The organism is Dyadobacter sp. HNCC25DJ186 (assembly GCF_056895235.1).
In genome coordinates this window covers 37761-54526 of sequence record NZ_JBXHAS010000012.1, presented here as the reverse complement: position 1 = coordinate 54526, position 16766 = coordinate 37761, and the positions used below count along the sequence as shown (strand labels likewise).

Below are 16766 nucleotides of genomic sequence, written 5' to 3'. Positions count from 1 at the left end.
GCTGTTTTAGAATTTAAATGAGACATTCGCCAGAATCTGCCGGGGCGATTGCGGGTCAAAGTTCATTCCCCAATATTTCTTATCGGTCAGGTTATTCATTTTCAGGCCCAGACGGTAGCGCGGCTGATCGTAAAAAAGTGTCGCGTCCCAGCGCGTGTACGAAGGGATCGTCAGCGCACCGAGCTCATTGTTTTCGTAAATTGCGGTCAGATAATTACCACCGATACCAATACCCAGGCCTTTCAGCGGAGAGGACAAAAGACGGTAACTTGCCCACCAGTTGGCCGCATGTTTTGGAAAGCCATATTTCAGCCCCTCGTTTGCAGCAGTTGATTTTTTGTATTCCAATTGATTGTAACCGTAGCCCAGTACCACATTCAGTCCGTTGACCGGGCTGATCGTAATATCAGCCTCAATACCCTTGCTCACACTCGAACCGTCCTGGACGGAAAACGCAGTATTGGCAGGATTGGGGCGGATTACATTGGTGATATCAATGTTGTAATAACTTACCGAACCGACGATCCGGTTGTTGTATGAATTCAGTTTTGTACCTACTTCCCACTGGTTTCCCGACTGTGGTTTTGGCGTGAAAATGGATTGGTCTGGCTGTGTGATAGGCGCAATGTTCTGAAAGCCATTCATGTAATTGGCGAAAATGGCAACTTTGTCCTTCACCGGCTGGTACACCAGACCGAATTTTGGAGAGATGGCTGTCTGGTCGTAGTCCCCGACCCGTTCACCACCATTGGTAGACGTTCCCTTGTTGCTGAAACGGTCCACCCGTACACTGATCATCGCCATCAGTTTGTCGGTAATATTGAGCACGTCCGAGAAGTAGGCGCTGAGCGTCTGTTGCTTGGATTCAGTAATATTAACCGAACCGACCCGTGCCACCAGTTCGTCGATGCGGGCAAGCGACATGGGTTTAATCGAGCGTCTTACATTGATCGTATCATAGGTAATGGTTCCGTATGCCTGGTTTTTGTTGACAAGACCGTACACATCGACTCCGGCAACAATACGGTTTCTGTGGCTTCCGACCATAAAATCGCCGGTGAAATACTGCTGAAACTGTGTGGAAGTGCTGAAACTGTTGCGGGCCGAGGAAAGCCTGCGCAACACGGTGGAATCGCTCGTCCAGACTGCCGGATAAAAGTAATTGACGTTATCATAGCGCACGTTGCCGACCGCATACTGGGTGGTCGAAGTCCAGTTTTTGGAAATTTTGTACTGCGCCTGCATGTATGCATTGCTGGTTCCCATCTGCAACAGCGGATCATTGCTGTTGATCGACTGGCGGTAGCCGAGCGGCATGTCTTTAATGTTTTTAAAAGTTACGTTTGCAAATGAGTTGGCAGGCATTGTACTGCGCTGGGTGCGGTAAAATTCGGTTTCAAATAGCAGGGTGAGCTTCTCGCTGGCTTTGTAGCTCAGGCTGGGTGCTACGGTCACAGCCCGCGCCATACCAAACGCCTGAAACGAATTTTCCCGGTGTCCGGCCGCATTGATACGGAAAAGCAAGGTTTTATCCTCATTAACAGGCGTATTCACATCCAGGGTGATCCTGTTCAGCCCCCAGCTTCCGGTAGAATACCCAATTTCACCCGCTGTTTTTTCGAAGGGCTTTTTGGTAACCAGGTTTGTGAAACCGCCGAAAGAGATCAGGCTGGATCCGAACAAGGTTCCCGACGGCCCTTTGATCGCTTCCACGCGCTCAACATTGACAGGGTCAATTCCCGCACCTAGCTGCGCTGCCATACCGTTTCTGATCTGGCTGGTTACCCACGATCCGCGCATCACCATGTAGGTGATTCCATTATTTACACCTCCGAAAGAAACCGTCGCGCCGGGCACGTTTCTGAGCAGGTTTTTGTAGTCCACGGCTATCTGTTCAATGGCAAGCTCTTTGGATACCACATTATAAACCTGCGGATTTTCAAGGTTTTTCAAAGGAAGCCTGGCCACATACCCGGTTTCTTTTTGTCCGAACTTATTGATATTGCCCGTCACAGTAACTTCCTGCAATGTTTTTGCATCCTCCTTTAAACGGATTGTTTCGACCGTCAGGGTTTTGCCGTCATTGGTTTCAATGTCGAGTTCTGCGGGCTCAAATCCTACGATGCTCACAACCACAACGTGTTTTCCTGCAGGCACATTACGAAGCTGGTAATCTCCGCTTTCGTCTGTAAGGGTTCCAAACTTTGTGTTTTTGATCTGTACCGTTACAAATGCGCCGGGCTTGCCGTCACTGGTAATTACGTGACCTTTGATATGAGATTTTGCTGTTTGCTGAGCTTTTAACCCATTAATACAAAGCAAATAAATCAGAATAGAAAAAAAGTATTTCATGTGGAGTAATGTTAAAATTTAACGGTAATACTGGCTGAGAAGCGTCTGGGCGTCTGAGGCTGCAGCGAGGTGTTCCAGTACTTTTCATTGTTGAGATTGTCCAGTTTTAAGCCGATCCTGTAACCAGGCTGGTCATAGAAAACGGTTGCGTCCAGGACGGTGTAAGCAGGGATTGTAAATTCTCGGCTCGTGTTGTTAATCACAAACTGCTTGCCGCTGTAATTGAAACCTGCACCTAAGCCCAGGCCTTTCGCCGCGCCGGAAGTGAGGCGGTAGCTCGCCCACAAATTCGTCGTGTTTTCTGCCCCGGAGTTGGTCGGACGGCGAGCATTTACGTTCTCGTTCGCTTTTGCGAGTTTGCTGGCATTGTAGGCATAACCAGCCAGGATATTGAGCCCGTTGAAAGGATTGATGATCAGTTCAAAATCAACACCTCTGCTGCTCTGGTTTCCGTCCTGGATCTGGAAACGGTTTCCATTCACAGGATCACGCTCAATATCGCTGCGCACCTGGTTGACTACTTTAATATCGTAATAGCTGATTGTTGCGCTGATTTTGTTATCCAGCACATCCAGTTTCACACCGGCCTCTGTCTGGTTGGCAAACTGAGGTTTGAAATTGGAAACAGAGCCGTCGGGCTGGTTCACAGGTGCTACAAACTGGTAGCCGTTCATATAGTTAGCAAAAATGGCAACCTTCTCTTTTACAGGCTGATATACCAAGCCGAATTTCGGAGATAATGCCGTTTGTTTGTATAATCCGGTAGTGGTATTGGCAGTATAGCTGTAAGAACCTTTGTTATCAAACCGGTCCACGCGCACACTCAGCATGACCATCAGGTTTTCGGCCAGGTTGAAAACGTCAGAAACATAAGCGCCGATGTAGTTGTATTTTGCCGAGCTTCCGCTGTTGACGGTGACGGTTGCCACTTTATTTTTGATTTCATTGATGCTGATCGCCGCATAACGCTTGCCGGGATTGATAAAATTGACCGTATCGTAAACTGCGCCGCGCGTATTTGGGAAATCGAAATTAACGGAACTGTAATCCAGTCCGGCCACGATGCGGTTGCGGAATCCTGCAATTTTGAAATCACCGATAAAATTCTGCTGGACCTGCGTGGCTACCTGTCGGGTATACTGGTCCCAGATGTTGCGGGTAACAGTAGAATCTGTGATGGTGTTAAGTGTCATCGCAGGAAATTCAAATTCAACAAGACTGGTACCAATGTTGGTCTGCGAAGTCCATTGGCTGCTTATTTTGTAATTGATCTGCGAATAGAGGTTTTGTGTCCGTGTAGTGGCAATGATCGAATTGTTGGTAAATGATTGTCTGTACCCGATTTTCAGCTGGTCGATGCTGGATGCTTTCACATTGGTAGACGCGATGGTGTTGCCATAAATGTTGGTTCCTTTTCTTCCATAAAGTTCAGCATCAAACAGTACTGACAGGCGCTCATTCACCTTGATGGACAAGGTCGGGGCCACCAGGTAGGTTTTGGAAAAACCCGCATCCTGAAAACTTTTTTCACCGTGCAGCGCCGTGTTGATTCTGAATAAAACCGTCTTTTCATCGTTCAATGGCGTATTGATGTCCGCAGTCAACCGGTTAAGGTTCCAGGTTCCGGTGGTAAATGACACCTGTCCTTTGAAAACATCGAAAGGTTTTTTGGTCACCCGGTTAAAAAGTCCTCCGAAAGTGGACAGGCTCGCTCCATAAAGTGTTCCCGACGGACCTTTGATCGCCTCAATTCTTTCCAGGTTGGCCGGATCAATTTCCGCAACGGAAGATGTCCCAACGCCATTTCTGGCCGCATTGCCCAGGTTAAAACCCCTCGTTACATTCATATAACGTCCGTTGCTCGAATGCGCTACGCCTGAATTGGCACCTGGGATATTTTTGAAGGCGCTTTTGTAATCGGTCACAATCTGTTCCTGCATGATTTCTTTGGAAACCACATTGTACACCTGCGGGTTTTCAATGTTTTTCAGCGGAAGCCGGGCAATATATTCCGATTCTTTCCGGGCGAAACGGTTGGTGTTTCCTTTAACGAGCACTTCCTGCAATACCTGAGAACTTTCCGTTAGGAAAATAGCCGGGACCGTTGTTTCACCCTTTACTTCAACATTTAATTCGATCGCCCTGTATCCGATCAGTTGCACGTACAAGGTATAATTACCAGCAGGCACTTTTTTAATACGGAAATGACCTTTGGCATCGGTAACGGTCCCGATCTGAAGGTCTTTGATGCCAACAGTTACAAATTCGGCGGACTGTCCGTCGGAGGTAAGAATCTGGCCCCTGATGTTTCCGGTTTGCGCATAAACATGGCCTGCTGCCAAAAGAAACAGGTAAAAAAGGACGTATAATCTGTTCATATTTGGGTAAGTGGAGTGGAAAAATTTTAATAGTAGTAAATATTTTCAGCCAGGGCAGCTGGATCAATACCTGCCCGGCTGAATCGTAAAGGGTTATTTGGTCACATCTACAAGTAGGGTCGCGCACCTCCAGATCGACTTGTAAGGTTTTCCAAAGTGATCGCCTTCTGCTTTCTCGCTTGTCGATGCTTCAATTTTGTAGGTACCGGTCCAGATTGGTGTAAATGATGCCATACCATTTGTATCCGAGGTTATATTCTTATTCCAACCACTTGGGGAAGCGACACCTACATGTAGTTTTCCGGTGGGTTTGTCTTTTAATAGCGTCGTCAGGCTCAAAGGCTGGTTTGCTTTGTATGTTTTCGAGGCGTCAGCGAAAACCTTGATTTCATTACCATTGAAAGACGGGTCATTGCCCGCAAGCGATTTGCCTACTTTCACTATGGCGCTCGCGTTGAACTGATAAATCGTCGAGCCGCCCAGTTCTTTCGCTGCCTTACTGATCGATAGGTTATATACGCCTTCTTTCTCAGGAGTGAATTCAGAGGTGAAATGATCATAACCTGCCATAGTGGCCAGTTTTACTTTCTGCTTATCCGGTGTGGTAAGCCAAAGCTCGAATTCTTTGACATCCGAATACCAGTCAGCCAGCTTTTCAGGTTTGTCGCCTGGTTCGGAATAGATGATTTTAATGGTTTGTTTCTGGCCTGCTTTACCTGTGGTATTGGTTTTGATCCACAGTGCATGGGCCCAAAGGTTGGTTATGGATATCAGTAGCAGGGCAAGGAGAGAGAAAGTAGTTTTCATTTGAAAGATACAGTTGCGATATATTGTATTTAGACTAATTATAATTAAACAAAAGTATATTACTGAAAGTAGCTTTGCAACATTTTTCAGGAACTTTGTAAAAAAATTATGACCCAGCAAATGGTACTACATCGAAGATTTTGTGCTGACGGTATTCAGAAAACAATTTGCGGAAGTCTGATTAGATCATTCGCTGTAGGATTCGGAGCCAATGACCACCCTAGTTCGGAAATTGATGACAGGTAATTTCGGTGGAAGTTGACCAGTTAAGTAAAGGATTGATCATAATTTAACGTATGGTCTGTAATAGCCCGGTGATGTTCAATCTGCCACGGAATCATATGGTCAACCCGTCCGAATTCTCCAACCTATGGAACATATAGCGGAAAAATTATCAACAAATGAATATTTTTCCGTTTGTTGCTTAATTTTCTGACAAATGTCAACTTTGTAAAAGGTCAATGTAAAAAAATAGAAATAGGGAGATATTCTGAACTTATTATTAGGAGATTTGGTGCAGCCAAATAGAATTATTTTGGCGTTGCTGACCAGGTAAGCGAGGATTTCGATCTACGAATTCGGCAAATACTAAATCTAATAATTTGAGCGAATACCAAGTCCATGTTGAATGGGAACGGCTATTCAGCAAGTTATAAGTCAACTATATTTCGCTCAGAAACAAAGGTCAGAGGAATATTTATGATAGCCTCAGTCCCTTTATGATCCGAGGATATTTTAAAAGTGCCACGCATTTCGCTCACGCTTTCTCTAAGCGATTGTAATCCGAGTCCCTTGTTGTTTGACCTGGAGTTTTCCGCTTTAAATCCAACACCGTCATCATGGACGCTCAAAACAAGTGAGTCCGAGTCATGAAAGATCAAAATATTTACAGATCGGGCCTTTGCATGCTTGACTATATTGGTTAGTAATTCCTGGATCATTCTTAGCAAATCAATTCTCATCGTAAGATTAATATTGATTTCGTCATTTTCTACGGTTATTGTCTTTTGATAATAATTGTCAGGCAAGGCACTGTCAGCAAGCATTTTTATCTGTATTTCAAATGATTGTTCTAAATGCTGAATATGTCCATGATACCAATCATGACTTGTGGAGCGCGAAAGGTCATAAATATCATTAATTTGCTGGTGTATAAAGCTCAATCTGCTCTGAGTTGAAATGTCTTTATTATCCAACATTGCCAGCTCTAGTTGATTCCGTACAGCTGCTAAGGAAGATGAAAAACCATTGTGAAGGTTTCTTCCCAATATTTTTCTTTCTTCCTGTCTGGCAATTTCAAGATGCATAACCTGTAATTGCGTTTCGGTTTCCAACTGCTTGACTAAGGTTTGGGTCTTTAAAACGGAACGTCTGTATCGGGTCACCAGAATAAAAATGACCAATAGAATGACAAGACTGGCAAAGCCGAATATTAGTTTATTCCTGTTCTGCAGCGCTGTAAGTTGGGAAATCTCCTGCTCTCGCTTCCTTACTTTGAACAGTTGTTCCATTTCTATCGCCTTTCCTTCCACATCAATTTTGTACCTTTGTTCACGAAAATTATATAGCCTTTCGCGGTAGCGCATAGCTTTTTTTAAATTGCCCAATTCTATTTCTTCCTGATAAAGTTGCAATAGAACTTTCTCCACAATAGGTTTCTTCAGGTCGTCAAGATTCAGTTTGGCAAAGATTTGATTGCTTTCGGAAGCGTTTTTAAGCTTTCTCAGACTCAGCCCTTTGTATACCATGGCCATTTCCCATAAATCAAGGAGCTCAGCGTTAGGGAAGATAGCGAAAGCAGAGTCCACATAAGCTAATGATTTCTTGTATTGGCTACGATGATAGGCGATTCCGGACAAAAGAATATATGAACCTGAAAGGTAGCGTTTGATTTGGGGCCTTAAAGACTTACTTGCATAATGCAGTTCGTGTATCTTACGAGCGAAATTTTCATCTGTTGTTTTCAGATACATGGAAAAGTTTGCTATTTGTCTAATGCGGATTATAAATGCTTCAAGTATTGGCCGACTGGCATATATTGGTGTCGTTTTGGAGAGTGCGCCCGATGCACTATCGCAATAAACCAGGGTCATCTCGGGACGATCAAAATACTCGAAAAATCGGGCTAACTGAGTGTACTTAGCTGGCACATGTTGCCTACTAAGATTTTTTGCTGTCTCCAATGCTAAAAGATGCGTGTTGTAAGCATGATAAAATGAATCTGTTTGTACAAAATAATTTGCCTTGGTGCTTAAAACGTTAGTAAGCTTTCCATAATCGACATATGGACCGGATCGATAATGGACTATAAATTCATTACTGTATTTCATCCCAATTTGATGAAAAGGGTATTGATAGTTTTTCCCATTTCCGCGAAGGCTGTACTTTCCAGAATGAAAATTTATTCCCTGAGCCAGAAATAGACAGACGCTGTAAAGATAGTCTCTCCTGTCAGGTTCACGAATGATCTTATAATAATTTGGGGCGAACTGTATACAAAGTGAATCGGTCTCATTATACTCTTTTCGCGTCCAGTTTTTGATTTTATAGGTACAGTCCAGTATTTTTTTTACTTCCGCAATTTTAAGATGAAGGCGGTCTTGCGGGCGTATTGAATCGGGCAATTTAGCGTAAAGGTGTTTGCTTATCTGTGCATGGGAAGAAAGTGCGGACACGGTCATTAGAAATAAAGCAAGCAAATATTTAAACACAAATGCTTTAGATATTTTGCATCTGCGGGACTCCACATTAAAAGCTGCCATGACCAGTTTACAAAGAATTAATTAAAAAGTTTAGTGAAGAATTAAAGAATATACATTTACCTTAAAAATGTATCTTGGTCTCCTACAAAGCCGTTCTTTCTGCAAAATGCCAGCAGCTCTGCCATTGATTTACATCCTGATTTTTGCAGCATTCGCCGGCGGTGTCCAACAATAGTATGCATACTTAATGACATCTGTTGCGCAGTTGAAACGATGGAATGACCCTGATAAAAGTATTGTAGCAATTCTGTTTCTCTGGGGGTGAACCGTACATGTACATGCTTGGGGTAATCAGAGAGAATTTGTTCCACAAATGGGCTTACATAGCGTTCGCCTTCCTGTAGTGCATGTATGCAAGCCAAGACCTCCTCAAAACCCGCTTTCTTACTTAAAAAGCCATGGGGTTCAAAAGAGTTGATATATTGTATCGTATCTGCATTTTTTACGCTACTAACAATGATTATTTGGATTTTTTTATTTATTCTCTTTGCTTCATTGACGATGGGTATACAATGCTTATTGTCAAGATAAAAATCAACAAAAAAGGATATTTGATTTTGGTTACCCTTTTTCATTAAAAATTTCATTATCTCCTTTTCCTCACTGAAGGTATGAACGGACTGGAAACAGTTTGTTCGTTCGATTAAAGATGCTAATGATTCGGCAAACATTCTGTGATCATCATAGATAACAGCCATAGTATTACTACTATTATTTTTCATAAAATAAATAGGATTTTATTTCCATAACTCACACCTGTTTATGATATAGATCGTAAATGTGTATGGTTGGTACGCATTAATAAGTAGTTAGTAACATTACGTACTCATTAAATTTCAACAATGGACAAAAATATGTCTATTTTAAGCTATAGCATAGCAAGAGTTAGTCTAGTTAATACAGGTGATTTCCGAAATTGTAAAATGGCTATAATCTTTGACTCAGGAATCGGATTTTAATAGGCTATTCCGAAAGTAAAGCAGTACGTTTTCCCATTATCGTTCCACCAAGATTATTGCACTATACACACATGTTAAGAATAGCCACTATAGTAAAGAGCCCATTACTAAGGTTCGGATTGAAAATTTACCTGGAAAAAAATATAGATAACATTCAAATATACGAATTTGAGAATATTGACCAGTGTATAAAAGTTAAACATCAAGAGTACGATCTCGTTTTTTTGGATATTGGCAGCTCTCAGGATAAAAATGGAGTGATAAAAAAAATTAGGTCCATTGTTACAGGGAGCAAGGTTATTGTCTACGACTCTACGGCCTCACCAGAGGAAGGAATGAATTTTATCAAGTCTGGTGGACATGGCGTTCTCACGGCGAGTAGTGAATTAACATTCTTGTTGGAATGCATACGCGTAGTTCTGGATGGTAGATTTTATGTGAATCCTTTTGATATTGATGCTTTATTGAAACTACTGGTTGAAATAAAAAGTAATCAAACAAATGATAAATCCCTCGCCAGATTGACTGCAAGACAGAATCAAATAGCCATCTTACTGGCCAGGGGAGCCCGAACCTCTGAGATATCCAGAGAGCTTGGATTGCAGGCTTCTACAATAAGTACAGTCAAAACAACTATTTACAAGAAACTGAAAGTTCGAAATGTGATAGATCTAAGTGAAAGGCTTGCATAAAGCAGGCTTTTGCTCTTATTCCGGTTATTATGTCTTTTCGAATAAACGCAGAATTTAACAGTTCAATTTTTTTATAAAATACACTTAATCAAAAACAAATGAAAAAACATATCCAACTTATGCTTGGTGCGATGCTCGTAAGCGGCACGCTGGCAGCGCAGGATAAAATTAAAGATGGAACCATTGTGCCGGGAAATGGTCCTGCCCCGGGTGCATTACTAGACCTTGAAAGCTCAAATCGAGCCTTGTTATTACCCAAGGTTTCACTTTCGGCCACCACAACATGGCGGCTCAATGGAGCTTCGTCGCCTACAGGAGGCTATACCGTTTACAACACCATTGCTTCGATAACAGGGACGGCAAATTATCCAATTATATCCAAAGGAATAGGCGTTTAGTATTGGGATGGTACCGGCTGGGTCGCAACCAAAGGCCAGTCATCGTCCGGCTCGTATGTATAGCCATTACTACTAACAGTGGAGAGAAAAGTACTGCATTTAGACATAATACTACTGCCGGTCGAGAAAGCTCCACAGCTTTTGGCGGCGGTGGGTTCGTGAGTCTAAGGTATTCAGCAATTCTAGAAAATAAACAGCACTATCATGAAAAAACAACATGTACATATTGACCAGAAATGGTTATCCGGCCGCTTTAAATTATTGACTGCTTTGGTTTTGATTTTAATAGGGGGCACTCAAATCCAGGCCGCTAATATTTCCGGCATTGTCTGGGAGGATGCAAACGGAAATGCCGTCAAAGCCTCTGAGGATTTTGTCAATGGCACTACCTATCCTTTGTGGGTTAATTTGGTGGATGTAAGCTCAAATCAGGTTATTTCTCGAATAGGGGTTAGTACAGGCGGACTGTTTACCCTTACCGGCGCATCCAATGGTGCTGCTTACAGAATGATCCTGACCAATACGCTGATGCCGGTAGGTTCTGTGCTGACAAACGCTTCACTTCCTGCCAATTGGGTAAATACAGGTCTTAATTCAAGCGTTAATGCAGCTACTGCTGCCAATGCCGATAAGACCAACAAAACAGGTATCTGGACAATTACGATGCCAGCATCCGGTAATTTGTCGAACCGTAATTTTGGTATTGAGCAACTTCCTGTTGCAACTTCTGTGACAGCAGGCTCTCAGCAAAATCCGAGAGGAAATTACAGAGTTCCTGTGATTGCTCCTAGTGCAACGGATCCCGAAGATGGTAATTTATGGACCATAGGTACTGGATCCATCAAGATTGAGACCCTGGCGGCCAACGGAACGCTTTATTATAACAACACAGCGGTAACTGCCGGCCAGGTGATCAACAATTTTAACGATGCGCTACTTACGCTTGATCCGGTGGATGGAGCTGTAACGGTAAGCTTTACATATAGTTCGATTGATGCGGCAGCACAGCAGAGCCCGTCGATCGGAACCGTAACCATGCCGTTTACGGAGCCAGTGACGTTTTCATGTGACTCTTATTTATATCAGGTGGTAAATGACGAAGGGACTGGCACGTTGTATCAATATAATCCATTCACAGGTACCAGAACTTCTAAGGGTAATACAGGTTTAAACCTTAATGCAATTGGTTATAATACAGCAGATAATCTCATTTGGGGATGGGATGCTACAAATTATAAAGTAGTAAGGGTTGATGCAACAGGAAAGACCACCTCATTCACCATCCCCAATATGCCTGGTGAAGGCTACTTCGTGGGGGAAGTAATTCCGGGAGGTTATCTGTACATAACCACTTCGAGCGATGTGAATATTTATGTGGTGGATATTGATCCTTCCAGGAGCACCTACTTGCAACTTGTCCAGCCCAAGAACGGATATATCCTTGATACAGCTCCTTATGGTACAAGTTATGCCGGCGTCTTTGTTGCTGACATGGCATACAATCCCAGTACGGGTCTATTCTATGGATTGATTAATAATGGGACTACCAACGCTAATAAAATTGTTACGATCAATCCGGTTACACTTAATACGGCCATATCAGGTACAGCGGTGTCTGGTGGTTCAATTTCGAGTGGCACAGGGTTCTACGGCGCAGTATTTTTCGATAAAGATAATAACTTCTATGTCTTCTCGAATAGTTCGGGTAGGTATTACCGTATTGATCTGGACACCAACGTAGCCACGCTACTTTCAACGAAAGAAGCCAATACGGCAAATGATGGTGCTTCTTGCTCAACTGTTGGAGCTTTCCAAATAGATCTTGGTGATGCGCCAGATGCTTTAGGTACTTCCCTGAACAGCGGTGGGCCTTCTCACGTGCTAAGCACCAATCTTAAAATCGGCACGAATGTAGATGCGGAGGATGATGCTCAGCCTAACACGCTTGCCACCGGAGACGACAGTAGCGGTTCGCCGGACGATGAAGACGGTCTGAGCTCGGTTCCTTCATTGAAAATATCGGCTACATCATACAGTATTACGGTTAAGGTAACCAATACGACAGGAGCCAATGCCACACTGAGCGGTTGGGTTGATTTTAACAGAAATAACGTCTTTGAAGCATCGGAACGGGCACAGGTGACAGTACCCAACGGAGCTACCTCTGTGGTGCTTACCTGGACCGGGTTATCAGGACTGGTTGCCGGTCAGAGCTACATTCGTCTCCGTCTTGGTTCAACAGCCAGTGAAGTGGCAAACCCGATGGGTGATGCGGGGGCAGCTTCGAATGGCGAAGTAGAAGACTATGGTGTAGTCATCGATAATGGACCTGATTTGACGCCAACGCTGGTACTGTCGCCCTCGACAGTCGTAGGCCAGAGCAAAGTAATCACAGCCCGTGCTGTTATTCTTGAAATCAACAACGTAACAACGAGCGGTGATGTGATCGTGCTGCTTCCAACTTCGGCGCATTACACGCTGAACACGTTTAATCCATCGCAGACGACTTCCAACGGGTTGCCCGTACAGAATAACCGGTGGACATACCTTGGTTTGTTCGGTTCTAACTACGCGTTTCAGCTTGGGGGCACAACAAATACAACCTCTATTGCTTCGGGCTCCTCTTCTGCTTTTGGCTTTTCTCTTACCTATAATGCCAACGGGCAGGCCGGTATAGAAAATGTCGTATTGAGTATTTATGACGGGTCCGGTGGCGAGATCAACTACCTCAACAACAATGACAGTGAATCGGTAACATATTCATCAGGTAATTAAACTATATACATTCCATTATGAAGAATATTTCAATCATTACAGCTTTTATATTAGCAGGGGTGGGTGCGATGGCGCAGAATCCCACGGTGTCCTCTCCTGATGTCTCACCTTCCCCTGGGCTGGTAAACGGGCCTGTTACGGTGACAGCCACGTTTCAGAATCAGTCTACAATTGCGATCTCAAATAACGATCCGAATGCGCCGACGATGTTAACGTTCAGTTTGGTTAAAATTAAACCGGATATGGATGTCAATGGCAATCCTTCTGTTACGGGAGCTGGTTCAGTCTATTTTACCTGGACGGCCGAATGCGCCGGAAATTGTGATGATTCCGATCCGGCGAATGACAACTGGGTCATACGAGGTATTCAGAGCCAGGCTATTCCCGGTAAACCCAATTTTTCAACGACGATTGGTGGGCCGATCAGTTTTTCAGGCAGCATCCTTGCGGCGTCAACACCATCGGATGCATCTTCATTCAATGGGGATGGATTTAACCTGAACGTAACGCCTGGTGCGGGTGGAGACATTGATAATTCGGCTGAAAGTAACAGTCAGCGTTCTTTTGGCTATACGGATGGAGTACTTCCGGTAAAACTGGTATCGTTTTCAGCTAGCAAGGAAGGTTCGACCGCGTTGTTAAACTGGGCGACGACTGAGGAAACCAACAGCGATTATTTCGAGATCCAGCACAGCCTGAAGGGCAGGGAATGGGCGAAAGTGGACAGGCTAACGTCACACGGAGAAAGCGCGAGCCTGAAAAACTACAGTTTCACCCATACTACCCCTGTGAATGGTGAGAACCTGTATCGTTTAAAAATGGTCGATAAGGATGCCACATTTGCGTACAGCCGTATCCAGAGTGTGAGATTTGAAGGGCTTGATTCATCCGACTTGTCGGTTTATCCCAACCCGGTTTCAGACAAATTCTTTATACGTGATTTTGCTGGTGTGAAGACGGTTGAAATTACGGATCTTACCGGGCGCAGGGTTTATCAATCAAAAGCAAATGCAACTGGCGAGGTAAATACAAAAGGTCTTGCGGCCGGTATGTATGTGGTGAAAATTGAACGTGCAAATGGATTAAGTTCGTCACAAAAAATAATCGTTAACAAATAAACTCACAAAAATGAATGCCTGCATGCCATCAGGATGGCATGCAGGCATATAATAGGCTTAAATTAAAAAATGGCCTATGCGTATATCTATAGCCGGTATATTGTTGGCCGAGTCTATTTGTCTTGCAGATTAGCCTTACGGACAACAAAACGGATACTGTGCTTAGGGGACTCATTTAAGATCATTTACATTCAAAATTTCCTGTTTCACATGATTGGATTATTCATGCATCAAATGAAAAAGAAGTTTATGCTAATCCATTCGGACACTTTGCACACACACACACACACACATCAAAACATTGGAGGTTGGATCTGTATTTTAAAACATCTAAAACATTTTACTATGGAGTTATTATTATAGTATAGGCTGATTTTAATGATCAGGTTTGTTTTCAATATTGCTGCCTCAAACTTGTGGTTCAGTTAGTTGATTATTGACCAGAGGGTGTTTCAGATTTAAAATGAGGCATCCTCTTTATTTTGGGATGGATATTTTTCAATTGATGATTACAAATTATCTACATTCGATTCAAACGGGCTTTTTTTAGAAAAAAGAAAAAAACAGCCCTCCTTAGGTTGCTTTTTTGCTAATATTTTGTGCTATGGCCAACAATCCCCATTCGATCTACACTTTTTCTTTTCCCATTAGCATGAAGTGGCGAAGCAGTGGTTCTCTTTAAAATTTCCGAACACAGGTTCGAGATCAAAACATCGTTTTTTGCGGCCGTCTATCCCTTCCGGGCTATTTAGCGGTTCATATGCCTTCCTTTTGTGACGTTCCTGTTCGACACTGATCTCTATGGGGTGCATCAATATTGTAATTTTGGTATCCTAACTCAGATTTTTTTGTCAAATATGGCCTTCATTAAAGAAATGGGGGTAATGTTCCACGAAGTCGACTTAATGATATATAATACAGTGTATTACGGTTAAAAAAAACAAATTTCCCCATTTCTGCTTTTTTTTATTGATTTCAAAGTTTAAAATCTCTTCCAGGTCGAAATCTACGGATCCCTTTAAAGCGTCTTCTGAAAAGTCAAATTTGCCGTGCAAATTGATCTGTGTCCAGCTGACAGGCGATGACTGCTCGATGGCTTTAACCATATCATTACGCTGTTTATTGGATACTTTTATCAGTTCCTTGGACTAGTATAAATAATTCCAGCAAACAATTGCATTCTGAATTAAACGTTTACAAGAGTCCGTGATCAGATGCTCCTGGCGGGAAGCAAACCGTATTTCCCCGTCATTCGCATAGAATACAGCCTTTGCAAACTGATGGGAATTTTCAGTCTTGTTGTTCTGCTGGTTTATTCTCTTCCAGAGCATTTCATCGTCCATATATTTCAGCAAAAACAAAGTCCTTACTACCCGCCCAAGCTCACGAAGTGCCAGGTAAAGCCGGTGCTGCTGTGAATAGGAACTAAGTCTTTCAACAACGTGGATTCAGTGGTATGTTTGAGTTTAATAGTGACAACCATTCTCAATATTTCGTCCCACTGCTCTTCAATCAGCTTAGTTTGGATCGGATTACCCAATTTGATATGTTAGTTTTTAAGGGATTCCACGTTCATTCCGGGGAAAATATAGAAAATAAGGCTCTGGAAATCTTCGATACGGGGAGCAAAAAGAATCCCCAATAGATGAGTCAATGCAAAAATAATCTCACTAAATCCATGCGAATCCGTTGAATGGATATCGGATTCAACAACCTGGTTGTGCATCAGACCATCAATTACGTAAGTGGCTTCCCGTTGTGAAGAGCTAAATGAAGTAGAATAGAAAAGCCGGTGCATTTCATCAATAGAGGAGTAAATCACAATTCCTTTCTCGTTGCCAAAGTATTTATAAGAATAATTGGCATGTATCGAATCTACTTGGATATAGAACTTTTGCCCATCGCTGGAAGTATGCAGGATCTTGGGGGCCTTCCGGAATAATTCACTGATTTTTAGTTTCCCCATCAACATCAGGATAGCGTCATTGGCTTCTTGAATGTTTTCAAGGGTAAAATACCAATTGACGGTGTTGTCAAGCGTATTGGCCGATACATTCTAAGAGTTACGGGCCATAGGGCCAATCCCTATATTGCAGCCATAGGCCATAAATCCCGCCGGAAAAACCTTGTCGTTGGGCCGATTTGGTTTGTTTTTTTGTTTCCAGTGTTGCAACGCATCTGTAAAATTGCATTTGGCATTTACAGTATTCAAAACTTCAATGATCGGAATGGATCCTTCAGGCGGCCAAAGATCCATATCGATACCAGGTTTATCGGGCGTTTTAGGTTCTATAAAGCGTGGTTTACCATCTTTTCTGGTCTCAACGAATTTATTTTGTCCGTTGTCAATCCGCTGAAAAGTATGGGCAAATGCCTTTTCAAGACTTCCCTGTAGATCGGTTAGGAGGCTTTTGAAGTCACTGATCCATTGCAGCCCAGCACTTTTCAGTAATTGCTGTTTTTGATTTACCCACACCGATTCTTCAATCAGGTATTTTAAAAATGGCTTGTGCAAAAAAGAACCC

9 protein-coding genes and 1 pseudogene are annotated in these 16766 nt (G+C 43.1%); 4 read left to right on the top strand and 6 right to left on the bottom strand.

The window, feature by feature from the left end:
• Positions 1–6: 6 nt before the first annotated feature.
• The 5 genes from AC1XUO_RS25345 to AC1XUO_RS25325 form a co-directional block, all read right to left on the bottom strand.
• A complete protein-coding gene (locus AC1XUO_RS25345; protein ID WP_483332633.1) occupies positions 7–2352 on the bottom strand; it encodes a TonB-dependent siderophore receptor in 2346 nt (781 codons plus the stop codon).
• An 11-nt stretch (positions 2353–2363) separates the two neighbouring features.
• A complete protein-coding gene (locus tag AC1XUO_RS25340; protein ID WP_483332632.1) occupies positions 2364–4730 on the bottom strand; it encodes a TonB-dependent siderophore receptor in 2367 nt (788 codons plus the stop codon).
• 93 nt (positions 4731–4823) lie between these two features.
• On the bottom strand, positions 4824–5537 hold the full coding sequence (locus AC1XUO_RS25335; protein ID WP_483332631.1) for a DUF4198 domain-containing protein: 714 nt from the start codon (positions 5535–5537) through the stop codon (positions 4824–4826).
• A 650-nt stretch (positions 5538–6187) separates the two neighbouring features.
• Positions 6188–8299, bottom strand: coding sequence for a sensor histidine kinase (locus AC1XUO_RS25330; RefSeq protein ID WP_483332630.1), 2112 nt, complete (start codon positions 8297–8299; stop codon positions 6188–6190).
• A 56-nt stretch (positions 8300–8355) separates the two neighbouring features.
• The gene (locus tag AC1XUO_RS25325; RefSeq protein ID WP_483332629.1) at positions 8356–9021 is read right to left on the bottom strand and encodes a LuxR C-terminal-related transcriptional regulator; all 666 of its coding nucleotides are present in this window, start codon (positions 9019–9021) and stop codon (positions 8356–8358) included.
• A gap of 308 nt (positions 9022–9329) precedes the next feature.
• On the opposite strand from AC1XUO_RS25325, the gene AC1XUO_RS25320 reads away from it, so the two are divergent.
• From AC1XUO_RS25320 to AC1XUO_RS25305, 4 genes are all read left to right on the top strand, one after another.
• Positions 9330–9950 (top strand): LuxR C-terminal-related transcriptional regulator, encoded by a 621-nt coding sequence (locus AC1XUO_RS25320; RefSeq protein WP_483332628.1) that lies wholly within the window; start codon positions 9330–9332, stop codon positions 9948–9950.
• A 98-nt stretch (positions 9951–10048) separates the two neighbouring features.
• Positions 10049–10348 carry a hypothetical protein gene (locus AC1XUO_RS25315; RefSeq protein WP_483332627.1) on the top strand — a complete coding sequence of 100 codons (300 nt, stop codon included), beginning with the start codon at positions 10049–10051 and terminating at the stop codon, positions 10346–10348.
• 204 nt (positions 10349–10552) lie between these two features.
• A complete protein-coding gene (locus tag AC1XUO_RS25310) occupies positions 10553–13123 on the top strand; it encodes a DUF6923 family protein (RefSeq protein WP_483332626.1) in 2571 nt (856 codons plus the stop codon).
• Positions 13124–13140: 17 nt separating this feature from the next.
• Entirely contained in the window at positions 13141–14241 is a 1101-nt protein-coding gene (locus AC1XUO_RS25305) for a T9SS type A sorting domain-containing protein (protein ID WP_483332625.1), read from the top strand.
• Between the two features lie 1148 nt (positions 14242–15389).
• Here the strand turns inward: AC1XUO_RS25305 and AC1XUO_RS25300 are convergent.
• Positions 15390–16498 (bottom strand): annotated as a pseudogene (locus tag AC1XUO_RS25300) (Tn3 family transposase).
• Between the last annotated feature and the right edge of the window lie 268 nt (positions 16499–16766).